Here is a 15,448-nt window from a genome sequence, read left to right as displayed (position 1 = left end):
GGAAGAGGGAAAGCAATGCGATATTCGGCGGAAAAACTGAGTGAAGAAAAAGTGTTTAAAGACCCTGTTCATCGCTACGTACACGTACGTGACCGCGTGATTTGGGATTTGGTCGGAACAAAAGAGTTTCAACGCCTGCGCCGTATCAAACAGCTTGGCACCACCTTTTTAACCTTCCATGGCGCTGAGCACAGCCGCTTTAACCATTCTCTCGGAGTATATGAAATTGTCAGACGGATCATCGATGATGTGTTTGCAGGCAGGCCGGAATGGAATGACGATGACCGTCTTCTTACTCTATGTGCCGCTCTCCTTCACGATTTGGGGCATGGTCCATTTTCCCATTCATTTGAAAAAGTATTCGACTTTGACCATGAAGATTTTACACAAGCGATTGTGTTAGGAGATACAGAGGTCAATTTTATTTTAAAAAAGGTTAGTCCTGATTTTCCCCAGCAAGTCGCTGAGGTGATTGCAAAAACATCTGCCAAAAAGCTCGTTGTCAGCTTAATTTCCAGCCAAATTGACGCCGATCGGATGGATTACCTGCAAAGGGACGCTTATTTTACCGGTGTAAGCTATGGTCAATTTGATATGGAGAGAATTCTTCGTGTCATGAGACCGAAGGAAGACCAGGTTGTTATTAAGAAGAGCGGTATGCATGCGGTTGAGGATTATATTATGAGCCGCTATCAGATGTATTGGCAGGTCTATTTTCATCCTGTTTCCCGAAGTGCCGAGGTTATTTTGACCAAAATTCTGCACCGCGCTAAGCAGCTTTATGAAAACAATTATTCTTTTAAAAATGATCCGATTCACTTTTATTCTTTCTTTACCGATAAAGTAACGTTAGAAGACTATTTAAAGTTAGATGAATCGATTATTTTGTATTATTTTCAAATCTGGCAGGAAGAAGATGACGTGATTTTAAGTGACCTTTGCCGGCGTTTTGTCAATCGGAACTTGTTTAAATTTGCCGAGTTTGATCCTGCAAAAGAGTATAAAAAGCTAACTGAATTGACGCGTCTTTTTGAAAAAGCCGGATTGGATCCGGAATACTATTTAGTTGTCGATTCGTCTTCGGATTTACCGTATGACTTTTATCGTCCCGGTGAAGAAGAGGAACGTCTGCCGATTCATTTATTAATGAAAAACGGGGAATTAAAGGAGCTTTCCAGAGAGTCTGAGATTGTGGATGCCATCTCTGGTAAGAGGAGAACCGACCATAAGCTATATTACCCAGTTGATTTCTTAGAGGACGAATCCTCGGAAAAAGAGATAAAAAAACAAATACGTAGCCTATTAGAGATAAACCCGCGAGTAGGAGCTGACGAGCGTTGTTAAAAGATCATGCTAAGCTGATGCAGGCTGTTTTAGTATCCGGAGAAATCATCGGGAGAAAAAAACTGCAAAAGATGATATATATTGCAAAAAAGGTGAGTTTTCCGTTCCATGAGCGGTTTCAGTTTCATTTTTATGGCCCATATTCTGAGGAATTAACATTGCGAGTGGAAGAGCTTTGCAATATGGGATTTCTCAATGAAATCAAAGAGAAAAAGGGCGGATATTTTCAATATCGCTATACCCTGACCGACACAGGAAAAGAGTTTTTAAGCTTAAACGAAGTGGAAATGCCATTTTTACAAGATTGCCTAGGGGACATGAACGAGCAGAATGCTAGATTCCTCGAGCTTGTTTCAACTGTTTTATATTTTGATAATCTATCAAAAGAAGAAGTAACCGACAAAGTCTTTACCCTAAAAAGCAGCCAGCGATATACAGAGGAAGAAATTGACCAAGCCTATGCTTATATTGAGGCATTAAAAGGAAAAGCTAAACTCCATTAATATGGGGCTTAGCTTTTTTCGTTTATTTGTCGCTTGCTCGAACGCCGGCAACACCGTAATGTTCTTTCTGCATTTCTTCAATAAAAACAACAACGGCTTCTTTTGGTGCGCCAGTTGTTTCACTGACAGCATCCGTCACCTTTTCAACAAGTGCTCTCTTTTGGTCATCACTACGTCCTGGAAGCATCTTTACCGTAACATATGGCATTATGTATTCCTCCTTTATTGGCCAGTTAACACAGCCTATTTCATAGCATCATAGATAGTTTAGCAAACATTTTCATTTTATATCCAGTTTCATGTATACTAAAAAGAAAAAAGAGGAGAAATGGGGAAACCGATATGGAAAATTTGGAAGGATTTCTGGCCTATTCACTGAAGGAAATTCCCTATGTTGCGATTACGTTAATGATTGCGTTCACGTTTCATGAATTTGCCCATGCGTATGTTGCCTATAAATTCGGGGATCATACAGCGCAAAAGCAGGGCCGGTTGACGTTGAATCCGCTGAAGCATCTTGATCCATTCGGTACGATCTTAATTTTTATAGCTGGATTTGGCTGGGCTCGTCCGGTGCCGGTGAACCGTTTTTTCTTTAAAAAGCCCCGTCTTGCAGGTGTGCTGGTGTCTGTAGCAGGACCGCTTAGTAACCTTGTCCTGGCATTGATTGGCTTTTTGGCTGGATATGGATTAGCACGGACAGGAATGGCGGCAAACTTTGCAGGCTTCTATGATTTTCTCGACATCTTTAACTGGCTCAATTTAGTTCTGTTTGTGTTTAACTTATTACCATTTCCACCGCTTGACGGCTATCGAATCCTCGAGGATTTGGTGCCAAACGATATCAGGGCTAAAATGACTCAATATGAACAGTACGGCGTTTTAATCTTTATCATTTTAGTCATTACGCCTTTGGACCAATACACAATTCAACCAATATTCCAATTTATTCTCCCTGGGCTGTGGCAGGGAATAGATAATTTCTTTTATCAATTATTTTTTTAACATAGGAGGTCTCAAGATTCAATGGAAGAAAATAAGAAAAAACCACTTGGCTTTAATATTATAAAACCTGACCCAACGGATGGACATAAGGGCTTTGGCAAGGGAGCGCTTAGCCTTGATAATGTTTCTCCAGTTATTGTCGATGTTGATGCCGGTGATGCGGTCATTGATGTCGGGGCGATGCATGCGCGCAGCGTGGTCGAAAAGGGAATTAAGTTCCTTAAGACGAAGGAAGAGGTTCCGAACGGCAAACCGTACTGGCTGGTGTGGGTGACGGTCGATCGAAAACAAGAGGGTCCTTATTATGCGGGAGTTACTGCCTGTGAAATGACCGTGGACCGTGAAATCCGCCGCGGTTACAAGTCGCTTCCTGAGCATGTTAACAGGATGGATAAGTCGTTGAAGCGTCATATCATTGTCGACCATATGGACGATAAGTCGAAAAAAATCTTATCCGACTTCCTTCAAAATCACAATCAAGACATGTGGAACAATTCAGCGGAAGAGTTGAAAAAAGGCTTGGCGGTTGAATAAAATTTAATTTTTTACGATAGCATTTTCAAAAAATAAGTAGTAAAATTAAGGCAGTGTTTAAGCACGATAACACTAGGACACAGAAAAGCTCCGGAGACATTCTCCGGAGCTTTTCTAATTTAATCCCCAGCTGCTGCGCCTAGGCGCCCCACTTGAAAATCCTTTTATACCAAGGGTCCCTTGTATCCTGTTTCTCTTTCGCTGGTTTATCTTCTTTATGCTCTAAATGATCGGTACAGTATTCTGTTGGCTCAGTGCCTGCTACAAAATAAGTAAAGCGGCGTACTGGGCAATCCTTTGAGGCAAGCTTGCCGTTCACAGGATTGACATAAACGCCAATGACACCCTCTTTCGGCGGAGCAAAGGCCTTAACCGGCTTCCCTTTTAAGGATTTCTCCATGAAGCTTGCCCAAATATTTTTCGCATAGCTCTTTTCTGCCGTAAGGGTAATTGGTTTCCCCACATCATGACCAGCCCATACGGCTGTCACCAGCTGTGGTGTAAAACCAATCATCCAGCTGTCAGTCTCGGTTGAACCCGATTTACCTGCATAAGGACGTGTGATGTCGTCAATAAGGGAATTCCCTGTAACCTTGGCATAGCCGTTGAGCTTCTTATCGAACATACCTGTCATCATCTGTGTCATAACATAGGCTTTTGCCGGGTCCAGCACCTTTTCGGCCTCGTGGTTTCTTTCAAAAATAACCTTTCCATTATAATCTTCTACCTTTGTAATCAATGTAGGTTCTACCTTTTTTCCGCCATTTGCAAATTGACTGTAGGCATTCGCCATGTCAATAACCCGAACGCCTGAAGTACCTAGCGCCAGGGACGGAACATTGTCCATTTTTGTAGAGATGCCAAACTTTTTAACGGTATCGATTAAGGTGTCTATACCCATAAATAAGTGCGTTTTGACTGCGTAAATATTATCTGAGACAGCCAGGGCTTGTGAAAGGGTTATTTCTCCATCCGCATACTTGTTATTAAAGTTATGTGGTGAATATTCCGTTCGGCCATCATCAAATTTAAAAGTAGTTTTCTCACTTCTCATTGTTGAGGATGGGGTAAATCCTTGACTTAATGCCGCGTAATAAAGAATAGGCTTAATAGTGGAGCCTGGTTGTCTAACGGCTTGAACAGCACGATTAAACGGACTTTCTTCATAATTCCGGCCGCCAACCATTGCTCGGATATGACCGTTTTTCGGATCCATGGCGACGAGACCAACCTGAATTTCTGATTCACTCGCAATCGTTTCTTGAATTTGTTTTTCTGCAGCCTGCTGCTGTTTTAAATCAAGTGTGGTATAGACTTTTAAACCGCCAAGAGCAATGGTTCGGTCATCTAGTTTAAGTTGATTTTTTAGTGCATTTTTAACAGCGTCTTGAAAGTATGGTGCAGCCTCGACCGTTTTATGCGGATGCTCGCCTACAAACGTAAGCTGAGTTTCCTTTGCTTTTAGGGCTGTATCTTTTTTAATATAGCCGTTTTCTATCATAGTATTTAAAATAATAGCTTGACGTTTTGTAGCGTTTTCTAATGATTCAAGTGGTGAGTAATGACTAGGTCCTTTTGGAACCCCTGCTAGCATAGAGGCTTCAGCCAGGGATAACTCAGAAGCATTTTTCCCATAATAAAATTGGCTGGCCGCTTGGACACCATATGCACCGTTGCCATAATAAATAGTGTTTAAATAGCCTTCCAGAATTTCTTCTTTTGAATAATTCATTTCAATCCGAATCGCATAAAATGCTTCATGCAATTTCCGTGACCACGTCTTGTCATGCTCAAGGAATAGATTCCGTGCATATTGCTGGGTAATTGTGCTGGCACCCTGAACCTTCGCGCCGGCTTTGATATCAGCAAGAATGGCACCTAAAATTCGTTTATAGTCAAAGCCATTATGATCATAAAAATTTTTATCTTCAATGGAGACCGTCGCGTTAATCAAATCAGGCGAGATTTCTTCAAGAGGAACCCAGTATCGCTTTTGACCGCTGTTGCTTTCACCAATCAGCGTACCATCATTGGCAAAGAATAAAGTGGATTGTGGAACCGCAAGCGGCGGCGCCCCGAGAATTTTGGCATAACCAAGAATTCCAAGGAAAACAATCAGCATGCATGCCAAGCCTATCAAACTAATGATAATAAAGGCGCGCAAGTATTTTATCGTTTTTCGAAACCCATGATTCGTCATCAACTCCACAAGAATACCCTCCTTCGCCTTTTCTTAACAGTATTGAAACAAAAAAGTATTTTTAAACTAGTAAAAAGAAAAATTTTTCTAGAAATTTTGATAGATTATGCTAGACTTTTCTTTATGTTTGTAATTCAATAGTTTGGGTACTATAAAAAGAAAAGCGGAAGGCGCCTGTTTATCGGCGACAAGAGCTAGACAGGTAACAAATAAAATAGAAACTGGAAGGAAGATGAAACATGGCAATTTGGTTTACAGAAAAGCAAACTGAAAACTTCGGCATCACAATGAAGATAAATAAAACTTTACATACGGAACAAACAGAATTTCAAAAGCTTGATATGGTAGAAACAGAAGAGTGGGGCAACATGCTTCTACTAGATGACATGGTGATGACCTCTGTTAAGGACGAGTTTGTTTACCACGAAATGGTGGCACATGTACCATTGTTTACACATCCAAACCCAGAGAACGTGTTAGTTGTCGGCGGCGGTGATGGCGGCGTTATCCGTGAAGTATTGAAGCACCCAAGTGTGAAGAAAGCAACGCTTGTTGATATTGATGGAAAAGTAATTGAGTACTCTAAAAAGTTTTTACCAGAAATCGCTGGGATGCTTGACGATCCGCGCGTTGACGTTCAAGTAGACGACGGCTTCATGCACATCGCAAATAGCGAAAATGAATATGACGTGATTATGGTTGACTCAACAGAGCCAGTAGGTCCGGCAGTGAATTTATTTACAAAAGGCTTCTACGCGGGAATTTCTAAGGCATTAAAAGAAGATGGTATCTTCGTAGCACAGTCTGATAATCCATGGTTCAAGGCAGATCTTATTCGCAGCGTACAACGTGACGTTAGGGAAATCTTTCCGATTACCCGTTTATATGTAGCGAACATCCCAACCTATCCAAGCGGGCTATGGGCATTCACCATCGGATCCAAAAAGCACGACCCGCTGGAAGTAAGCGAAGACCGCTTCCACGAAATCGAAACCAAATACTACACAAAAGAACTACACAAAGCAGCATTCGTATTGCCTAAGTTTGTTGGGGATTTAGTGAAGTAGGCGGTGCCTGTCACCGCTCGTGGACACTGTCCACCGGGGGCGGACACTTCCAACCCTCAGGCGGACAGTTAGTGACCGAAAATGCTTAAAAAAAGGGTTTTCGGTTAAAGCAGGGTGTCTGGAGTGACTGAAACGGGTTTGAAAAAGGAATTACGGTCAATGCAGGGTGTCTGGAGTGACCGAAACAGGTTTGAAAAAGGGATTAGGGTCAATGCAGGGTGCCTGGAGTGACTGAAATGGAATCCAAAACGACTTTACGGTCACTGCAGCACTTAATCTGTTTTATTACATACGAAGTGAGGTTTGATAGATGCGTTTTGATGAGGCTTATTCTGGTAATGTGTTTATAAAGAGTCATCCGAATTTTGAGGAGAGTCAGGTTGTGCTTTACGGAATGCCGATGGACTGGACGGTTAGCTATCGTCCGGGCTCACGCTTTGGGCCATCTCGTATCCGTGAGGTATCGATTGGACTAGAGGAGTACAGTGCCTATTTGGACCGCGAGCTGGAGGAGGTTAAATACTTCGACGCTGGTGATATCCCGCTTCCATTCGGAAATGCCCAAAAGAGCCTGGACTTGATTGAGGAATTCGTGGATCAAGTTTTGGATGCTGGTAAGTTTCCTTTTGGCATGGGCGGCGAGCACCTGGTGTCATGGCCGGTGATGAAGGCGGTCTATAAGAAATATCCTGATTTAGCGATCATTCATATGGATGCTCATACGGATCTCCGGGAGAACTATGAGGGTGAACCACTTTCCCACTCCACTCCGATTCGCAAAATTGCTGAGCATATCGGACCGAAGAACGTCTATTCCTTTGGTATCCGCTCGGGAATGAAGGAAGAATTCCAATGGGCAAAAGAAAACGGCATGCATATTTCTAAATTCGAAGTGCATCAGCCGTTAAAAGAGGTGCTTCCAGAGCTTGACGGACGTCCGGTTTATGTCACGATTGATATCGATGTTTTAGACCCTGCTCATGCGCCTGGTACAGGAACGGTTGATTGCGGCGGGATTACTTCTAGAGAGCTCCTAGCTTCTATTCATGAAATTGCCCGTTCTGGTGTGAACGTGGTTGGCTGTGACCTTGTTGAGGTTGCCCCAATCTACGATCCATCTGAGCAAACAGCGAACACCGCCAGCAAATTGATTCGTGAAATGCTGCTTGGCTGGGTGAAATAAAAACTTGCTAACGTGCCTGTCCCAATCGCGGGGCAGGCATGTTTTGAATTGTGTTTATACAATGGTTATAATAGAAAGCGTGCCCTAAGTGGGTAAACTAGAAAAATTCCAAGGACCTGCATAAGGTTCATTTTTAAAAAGGGTGTGCATTTCGTTGTCAATCCCTGAATTACCTGTGAAAATTAGTGTCAAGACGACAATTGACCAGCAAGAGACTTTTGAATTGATGGTATTTGGTACATACTTTGAAAAAGGAAATGCTGCTTACCTTCGATATGAGGAAGCGATGGAAGAGGGAAGTGTCCGGACGATTGTAAAGATGGCCGCGAATAACGCCTTGATTTTACGCGGCGGTGCGATTAAAATGCGTCTTCCATTTGAATTAAATCGAAAGCTGAATGGCAGTTATGAAATGCCGTTTGGACAGTTTGCAACCGTGACAAAGGCAAAAAGATTAGACTATTCCTATGAAAATGGCAAAGGTCACTTTGATGTTCTTTATGATTTTTCAATGGAGGGTAGTCCGGCAAGTACATATCAGTTAGAAATTGTGTTTCAGGAGGAGAAGGAATGAACATTGTAGAACAGGTTCAGAGTAGATTAAAAGAGGAAATTCGGGCTGCGGTTGTGAAAGCAAATCTGGCAACGGAAGAGCAGATTCCTGATGTGATTCTAGAGGTGCCAAAGGAAAAGGCGCACGGCGATTACTCCACAAATATGGCGATGCAGCTTGCGCGTGTGGCAAAGAAAGCGCCGCGAATGATTGCGGAGGCACTTATCGAAAATTTCGACCGTTCCAAAGCTTCAATTGAAAAAATGGAAATGGCGGGTCCAGGGTTCATTAATTTTTATATGAATAATGCTTACTTAACCGATCTCATTCCGACGGTTTTAGATGCTGGGGAAAAGTACGGTGAAACGACGGTTGGCGGCAAGCAGAGGGTTCAAGTTGAGTTTGTTTCAGCGAATCCAACGGGTGATTTGCACCTTGGACATGCGCGCGGTGCGGCAGTCGGTGATTCGCTTTGCAATATACTAGCGAAAGCGGGCTATGATGTTTCCCGTGAGTACTATATTAATGACGCTGGTAATCAAATTAATAATCTTGCACTTTCCGTTGAGGCGCGTTATTTCCAGGCGTTAGGCATGGATAAAGCAATGCCGGAGGATGGCTACCATGGTGCTGATATCATTGGGATTGGGAAGACGCTGGCAGAAGAGTTTGGCGATAAGTATGTGAATGTGGACGAGCAGGAGCGTTTTGAATTTTTCCGTGAATACGGCTTGAAATACGAAATGGCGAAATTGCAAAAAGACCTTGAGGATTTCCGTGTTTCGTTTGATGTTTGGTACTCTGAAACGTCCCTTTATAAAAATGGAAAAATCGATGAGGGTTTAAAGGCGCTTACGAAGAACGGCTATATTTATGAGGAAGAGGGCGCGACTTGGCTGCGCTCGACGGATTTCGGTGATGATAAGGACCGCGTGCTGATTAAGCAGGATGGTTCGTATACGTACTTGACGCCGGATATCGCTTACCATAAGGATAAGCTTGACCGCGGCTTTGAAAAGCTGATTAATATTTGGGGTGCGGATCACCACGGTTATATCCCGCGGATGAAGGCGGCGATTCAGTCACTTGGCTATGGTGCGGACGCCCTCGAGGTGGAAATTATTCAGCTTGTTCACCTGTATAAAAACGGTGAGAAGATGAAGATGAGTAAACGTACCGGTAAAGCGGTGACGATGCGTGATTTGGTCGATGAGGTTGGCCTTGATGCCACGCGTTACTTCTTTGCGATGAGAAGTTCAGATACCCACATGGATTTTGACTTGGATTTAGCGGTATCAGAATCAAATGAAAATCCTGTTTATTATGCTCAATATGCACACGCGAGGATTTGCAGTATTCTTCGCTCTGGTGAGGAGCAGGGTATTGCAGTTGATAAGAATGCTGATTTCTCATTAATTGGTGCGGAAAAAGAGATTGAGCTGTTGAAGAAGCTGGGCGAGTTCCCGCAAGCGGTTGGAGAGGCAGCAGTGAAGCGTGTACCGCACCGCGTTACGAACTATATTATGGAACTGGCTTCAACGTTCCACAGCTTCTACAATGCAGAAAAAGTACTCGACAGCGAGCAGCCAGAGCGCACAAAGGCGCGCCTCGCGTTAATCAAAACCGTTCAAATCACATTGAAAAATGCCCTTGCCTTGATCGGTGTCTCCGCTCCCGAAAAAATGTAAGTTCTAGTTCGGCTCCCTTTTAGGGGGCTGTTTTTTTATAGCGGTTATAACGGTGTCACCTTGGTGACAGGCACCATTTATACATCACTGCATATTTATCCGTTTTTTGGAAATGTTAGTAAGGTGATTTTGAGATGAGTAGATGGGAGTGGCTCTGATGAATGTGGGAAGAGCGAAGGAAATTTCTGAGTCTTTGGAGATGGTTACTGTTACGTATGAGGGGACGCCTGTGATTATTCAGCATGTGGATGATAATACGAAGATGGCGAGGATTTATGCGAAGTCTGATCCTGATAATGAACGGGAAGTACCAGTATTAAACCTAATTGAAGAGTAAGAAAAGCGGAAGTGCCTCGATCAGCCCCGACAAGCGCTGGAGGGCCTGTGGGTGAAGTCGCGCTCTTTGACTTCATCCGCAGGGCCGAAGCGACCTCGAGGGGCTAGGCACTGGAGCTAGACAAGAAAGAGTCTCCGCTAAGGAGACTCTTTCTTTTTATACACCTTGTGAGTGCTGGTGATTTGGTAATTTGCTTTCAGGGTCATTATTGCCATGCTTTTTATTTTTTTCCTGCTTCTTTTGGTTTTCGGCTAATTTTTGCACGAATTGGCTAGTGCTTTCCATCAACAATCCCTCCTTGTGTGAATCTGTTGTTACTTTAACCATTTCTCCTTGTAAAAATGCTGGGAGTTATTTCACCTCAATAGCTGCTCCGCTGATTCGTTTAAAACCGCGCACCTTGCTAATGTCCTCGACTAATTTCAAGGCTGCCTGGTCCTTTGCCTTGGCCTCAATCATGAAATCAACATCCTGTCCAATTTCTTTCAGCATTTTTAGCAGGGGCATGATAAATTCTAGGTCAACGTAGTCGGCATGGGAACGGAATTCCTTTTCAGCCTTTGGAGAGGAGATATGGATTTTCGGTAAATGGCCGACATTGTCCCAGGTTTTGAAAACCCGTGGCAGCAACTCCTCTAATGGCGGCTCGCAAAGGTTTGCCATATGATGATGATAATCAAAGACAAAGGGAATGGTCTCTTTTTCACATGCAATCAGCGTTTCCTCCGCATTATAGGTTTTGTCATCGTTCTCCAAGGTCATCGCCTTTTTAATATGGCTCGGAAGCTTTTTTAAATTTTCATGGAAGCGAACAATGGTTTCAACCTTATCCCCATAGGCACCGCCAATATGAATATTCATCATTCCTCTGTCCTCAACACCCATGGCTTCGAACATCCGATAATGGTATTCCATATCGATGACGGCGTTATTTGTAATTTTATCTTGTGGAGAAGTAAATAACGTGAATTGATTGGGATGGAAGCTGACACGCAAGTTGTTCTTTTTGATTAACATGCCAATTTCCTTCCACTGCTTCTTAAAAGGTGTGACAAAATCCCAAAATACCTCCGGATGGGTAGCTAATGGAACAATGGAACTAGATAGCCGGTACAATTCAATTTCATGAGCGAGATTGAAATAAAACATTCTTAGGGTATGGGCTAGATTAAGCTTTGTAAGTTCAAGCAATTTACTTTTACGTTCTTTATCTGTTAGCTGCTGATAGCGTGTAAAGGTCAGTGTCTTCGACGGAGAGGCGTCCCACAAGGTGATGGCCGTCGAAACATAGCCGAAACGAATCTTCATCGTATAACTCCTTACTATAAAAAGAAAGACAGAGCACCTGCAACGCCTTCCTTCAAGGATCTGAATAAATTTGGCTTATTAAGGTCCTCCAGCCTCAAAGGTTTGGAGTCTAATATGTCCTTATGAATGACTTCCTTAAACCGATTAACAAAGGCAGCATCATAAAAATAACAGTTAATTTCTTTGTTTAAAAATAAGCTTCGTTTATCAAAATTAGCGGTACCGATATCACATTGTTGGTTGTCAATGATGATTGATTTTGCATGGTAAAAACCATTCCTATACTGAAAAACCTGTGCTCCTGCCTTCAACATCGAACGTAAATATCGGTATGAAGCTTCTTGGACAAGCATATGATCTGTGATATAGGGAACGACGATGGTTATCTTAATACCACGTTTTGCAGCAGTAATGAGTTCATGGATGAGTTTGCTGCTTGGAATGAAATACGGTGTGCCAATGATAATCGACTTCTTTGCTTTTTGAATAAAGTCGAAATACCTTTCTTCAAGATAGCCAGCCTCTGTCGGTACAAATTGATGAGCTACCGTTCCTTTAGGCTGCTCAGGAAAATAAGCATCTGAACTCACATTTTCAGAAGAATACTCATTCCAATCAATAAAAAACTCTTGCTGCAGGAATGGGATGCTTTCACCGGTGATTTTTAAATGGTAGTCCCGCCATGGGCTCAGCTTTGGATCTTCGTCGATATATTCTTTACCCACATTAAAGCCGCCAAGATATCCAATTTCTCCATCAATAATCGTAATCTTACGGTGGTTTCGCACCTGAGAGGAATAAAAAAGAAACGGAAGCCGTATCCGGTTGCTAAAGGCGAATTGAACACCGGCGGCACGCAATTCGTTAATGACAGGCTTTTTCACTTTATGACTGCCAATCCTGTCGACTAACAGTCTGACTTCGATGCCTTCTTTTGCCTTTGCTTTTAAAATATCGAAAAACTGCTGACTAAATTGGTCATCCCTGACGATATAAAACAGGATGTGAATATGGCTTCGGGCCATTTTCAATTCATGGAAGTAATCTGCAAACAGCTCTTTTCCATGTGGGAAAATATCAAAGTTTCCATGAAGAATCGGTGTTTCGCGCCTTTGAAAAAGGCTGATATGCTTTTTCCTGCCGAAGGTTAAATCAAGATAAAGCCATGCAATGATAAGAATTATAAGAGCGATGACTATGGATGGTAAATTCATTCCGTATTGTTCCTCCAATCATTTATTTTAGGTTTGCCAAACAGGGGCGATAGTATGAATTTGATAAAAGGTCAAATAAATTTTCAGAAAAACATTTGACTGAATGCTCATTCATTATATAATGGTGTTAATAGAATTCAGAAAATTGGATTGTTTTAAAATTTTCTAGTAAGAGTGAACAATAGAAAACAAGGGGGCGTATTGAATGAATGGGCTTTTATGGGTAAACCTCATTGCATTCCTGGCTGTAACCGCTTACGCGATCAGTCTATTCGTTTACGTAGTGAAAACGAGGATTGAATTCATTAAGCTGGGGAAAAAAGTCGAGTTTGACAACAATGTCAAGGAACGAATGCAAAAAATCTGGGTCAATGTTTTTGGTCAAAAGAAGCTATTAAAGGACAAAAAAAGTGGAATCATGCACGTCATGTTCTTTTACGGCTTTCTTCTTGTCCAATTTGGTGCGATTGACTTTATTTGGAAGGGATTAGTACCGGGTTCTCATTTACCACTCGGACCGCTTTATGCTGGATTTACCTTTTTCCAAGAAATCGTTACATTGCTGATTCTAGTTGCTGTCATTTGGGCATTTTACAGACGTTATGTTGAAAAACTTGTCCGTCTGAAACGCAATTTTAAATCAGGTCTTGTGTTAATTTTTATCGGCGGATTAATGCTGTCCGTTCTAGTAGGAAATGGTATGGGCATTATATGGCACGGTCATGAAGCTACTTGGACAGAGCCAATTGCGTCGTTAATTGCGCTTATTTTTTCAGGAATTGGTGAAACCGCTTCAATTGTCATATTTTATGTGGCATGGTGGCTGCACTTATTGTTCTTATTAACTTTCTTAGTGTATGTGCCGCAATCCAAACACGCACACCTAATTGCCGGACCGGCAAACGTATATTTTAATCGTTTAGAAAAACCAGGTAAGTTGATGAAGGTTGATTTTGAGGACGAGTCACAAGAATCCTTCGGTGTTGGAAAAATTGAGGACTTTACGCAGCACCAAATGATCGATTTTTATGCCTGCGTGGAATGTGGACGCTGTACCAATATGTGTCCGGCAACAGGAACTGGGAAAATGCTGTCACCAATGGACTTAATTGTGAAAATGCGTGACCATTTAACCAATCATGGTGCAGCCGTTACCTCGAAACAGCCGTGGGTGCCGACCTTCGCGTTTGGCAACACAACGGGCAATCAAATCGCACTTGCAGCAAGCAGCCAAGGTGCACAAGAAACAGCGGCCACATTGGCTTATAATCCAAGCCTGATTGGCGATGTAATCACGGAAGAGGAAGTCTGGGCTTGTACAACCTGCCGAAACTGTGAGGATCAATGTCCCGTTATGAACGAGCATGTCGACAAGATTATCGACCTTCGCCGTTATCTTGTTTTAACAGAAGGAAAGCTTGATGCAGACGCTCAGCGTGCGATGACGAACATCGAACGCCAGGGAAATCCATGGGGCTTAAACAGAAAAGAACGCGAAACTTGGCGTGAGGTTCGCGAGGATGTTGAAATCCCAACGGTAAAAGAAATGAACAAAAAAGGCGAAGAGTTCGAATATTTATTCTGGGTCGGTTCAATGGGATCCTATGATAACCGCAGCCAGAAAATCGCTCTTTCCTTTGCGAAGCTAATGAACGAAGCAGGAGTGAAGTTTGCGATTTTAGGTAACAAAGAGAAAAACTCTGGCGATACACCGCGCCGTCTCGGCAATGAGTTCTTGTTCCAAGAGCTTGCGACGAAAAATATCGAGGAATTCCAAAAGGCTGAGGTTAAGAAGATTGTTACGATTGACCCGCATGCCTACAATATTTTCAAAAATGAATACCCTGACTTCGGTTTAGAGGCAGAGGTTTATCACCATACAGAAATTCTTTATGAGCTCGTTCGTGACGGAAAGCTTGTACCGAAGCATGCGGTTAATGAAAAAATTACCTTCCATGATTCATGTTATTTAGGTCGATACAATGACGTCTACGATCCGCCACGAGAGATTCTAAAATCGATTCCAGGTGTGCAGCTCGTGGAAATGGAAAGAAACAGAGAAACAGGAATGTGCTGTGGGGCAGGCGGCGGCTTGATGTGGATGGAGGAAGAAACCGGACACCGCATTAACGTGTCAAGAACCGAGCAAGCCATTGCAGTCAATCCTTCCATCATCAGTTCCGGATGTCCGTACTGCTTAACGATGTTATCAGACGGAACCAAGGCAAAAGAAGTAGAAGAAAAGATTGCAACTTATGATGTGGCAGAGCTTTTAGAAAAAGCGGTTTGTGGGGAAGCAGCATAGAAAAATAGATCCGTGGGGCTAGTACGCAGCCGTAGGTAAGGCAGAAGTTGTTATGAGATACCTGAATTCATAAAATCTTAAGAATTTTGTGTAAAACATTTCAACTTTTGCCTTTTTTTATGTAAAATAGATAGTGAGTGGGAAAACGCTTTCAGATGGCAGGGATTTTTTTTGCTGCTATATCGAGCGAGCGTTCAGTCGGTAATG

Annotated in this window: 15 protein-coding genes; 10 read left to right on the top strand and 5 right to left on the bottom strand. The window is 42.6% G+C overall.

The genetic code is table 11. The annotated features are described in order from the left end of the window. Positions 1-15 precede the first annotated feature (15 nt). Together ACY3XC_RS15990 and ACY3XC_RS15985 are read left to right on the top strand one after the other, a co-directional pair. A complete protein-coding gene (locus tag ACY3XC_RS15990; protein WP_464869422.1) occupies positions 16-1,344 on the top strand; it encodes an HD domain-containing protein in 1,329 nt (442 codons plus the stop codon). Then, positions 1,338-1,847: a YwgA family protein gene (locus tag ACY3XC_RS15985; RefSeq protein WP_464869421.1), complete on the top strand. Its 510-nt coding sequence runs from the start codon at positions 1,338-1,340 to the stop codon at positions 1,845-1,847. The genes ACY3XC_RS15990 and ACY3XC_RS15985 overlap by 7 nt, the downstream gene beginning before the upstream one ends. 22 nt (positions 1,848-1,869) lie before the next feature. Here the strand turns inward: ACY3XC_RS15985 and ACY3XC_RS15980 are convergent, their stop codons facing one another. Beyond that, complete coding sequence (locus ACY3XC_RS15980; protein WP_179158010.1) at positions 1,870-2,055, bottom strand: 2-hydroxymuconate tautomerase; 186 nt, start codon at positions 2,053-2,055, stop codon at positions 1,870-1,872. A 143-nt stretch (positions 2,056-2,198) separates the two neighbouring features. On the opposite strand from ACY3XC_RS15980, the gene ACY3XC_RS15975 reads away from it, so the two are divergent. Both ACY3XC_RS15975 and ACY3XC_RS15970 read left to right on the top strand, forming a co-directional pair. Continuing rightward, a complete protein-coding gene (locus ACY3XC_RS15975) occupies positions 2,199-2,852 on the top strand; it encodes a site-2 protease family protein (RefSeq protein ID WP_464869533.1) in 654 nt (217 codons plus the stop codon). 21 nt (positions 2,853-2,873) lie between these two features. Further along, complete coding sequence (locus ACY3XC_RS15970) at positions 2,874-3,386, top strand: YwhD family protein (RefSeq protein ID WP_179158011.1); 513 nt, start codon at positions 2,874-2,876, stop codon at positions 3,384-3,386. Between the two features lie 139 nt (positions 3,387-3,525). Here ACY3XC_RS15970 and ACY3XC_RS15965 read toward each other — a convergent pair whose 3' ends face one another. Further along, entirely contained in the window at positions 3,526-5,595 is a 2,070-nt protein-coding gene (locus ACY3XC_RS15965; RefSeq protein ID WP_464869420.1) for a transglycosylase domain-containing protein, read from the bottom strand. A 230-nt stretch (positions 5,596-5,825) separates the two neighbouring features. Here ACY3XC_RS15965 and speE point away from each other — a divergent pair, with 230 nt between their 5' ends. From speE to ACY3XC_RS15940, 5 genes are all read left to right on the top strand, one after another. Next, positions 5,826-6,653 carry a spermidine synthase gene (gene speE, locus ACY3XC_RS15960; protein WP_464869419.1) on the top strand — a complete coding sequence of 276 codons (828 nt, stop codon included), beginning with the start codon at positions 5,826-5,828 and terminating at the stop codon, positions 6,651-6,653. Between the two features lie 310 nt (positions 6,654-6,963). Continuing rightward, entirely contained in the window at positions 6,964-7,836 is an 873-nt protein-coding gene (gene speB / locus ACY3XC_RS15955; protein ID WP_464869418.1) for an agmatinase, read from the top strand. A 154-nt stretch (positions 7,837-7,990) separates the two neighbouring features. Then, on the top strand, positions 7,991-8,410 hold the full coding sequence (locus tag ACY3XC_RS15950; protein ID WP_464869417.1) for a YwiB family protein: 420 nt from the start codon (positions 7,991-7,993) through the stop codon (positions 8,408-8,410). Next, positions 8,407-10,077, top strand: coding sequence for an arginine--tRNA ligase (gene argS, locus ACY3XC_RS15945; protein ID WP_464869416.1), 1,671 nt, complete (start codon positions 8,407-8,409; stop codon positions 10,075-10,077). Before ACY3XC_RS15950 ends, argS begins: the two co-directional genes overlap by 4 nt. Positions 10,078-10,234: 157 nt before the next feature. Beyond that, positions 10,235-10,414: an H-type small acid-soluble spore protein gene (locus ACY3XC_RS15940; protein WP_464869415.1), complete on the top strand. Its 180-nt coding sequence runs from the start codon at positions 10,235-10,237 to the stop codon at positions 10,412-10,414. A gap of 156 nt (positions 10,415-10,570) precedes the next feature. Here the strand turns inward: ACY3XC_RS15940 and ACY3XC_RS15935 are convergent, their stop codons facing one another. The 3 genes from ACY3XC_RS15935 to cls all read right to left on the bottom strand — a co-directional run bounded on the left by ACY3XC_RS15935 (position 10,571) and on the right by cls (position 12,936). Next, complete coding sequence (locus ACY3XC_RS15935; protein ID WP_081954341.1) at positions 10,571-10,699, bottom strand: DUF4023 family protein; 129 nt, start codon at positions 10,697-10,699, stop codon at positions 10,571-10,573. Between the two features lie 66 nt (positions 10,700-10,765). After that, positions 10,766-11,722, bottom strand: coding sequence for a UV DNA damage repair endonuclease UvsE (gene uvsE, locus ACY3XC_RS15930; protein WP_464869414.1), 957 nt, complete (start codon positions 11,720-11,722; stop codon positions 10,766-10,768). A gap of 14 nt (positions 11,723-11,736) precedes the next feature. Then, positions 11,737-12,936, bottom strand: coding sequence for a cardiolipin synthase (gene cls / locus ACY3XC_RS15925; protein ID WP_464869413.1), 1,200 nt, complete (start codon positions 12,934-12,936; stop codon positions 11,737-11,739). A gap of 205 nt (positions 12,937-13,141) precedes the next feature. On the opposite strand from cls, the gene ACY3XC_RS15920 reads away from it, so the two are divergent. Further along, the gene (locus ACY3XC_RS15920) at positions 13,142-15,241 is read left to right on the top strand and encodes a (Fe-S)-binding protein (protein WP_464869411.1); all 2,100 of its coding nucleotides are present in this window, start codon (positions 13,142-13,144) and stop codon (positions 15,239-15,241) included. Positions 15,242-15,448: the final 207 nt, after the last annotated feature.

It is taken from the genome of Bacillus sp. CZDM1, from assembly GCF_055502545.1.
The sequence above is the reverse complement of the archived record's forward strand: the minus strand, read 5'-3'. Positions and strand labels throughout refer to the sequence as shown.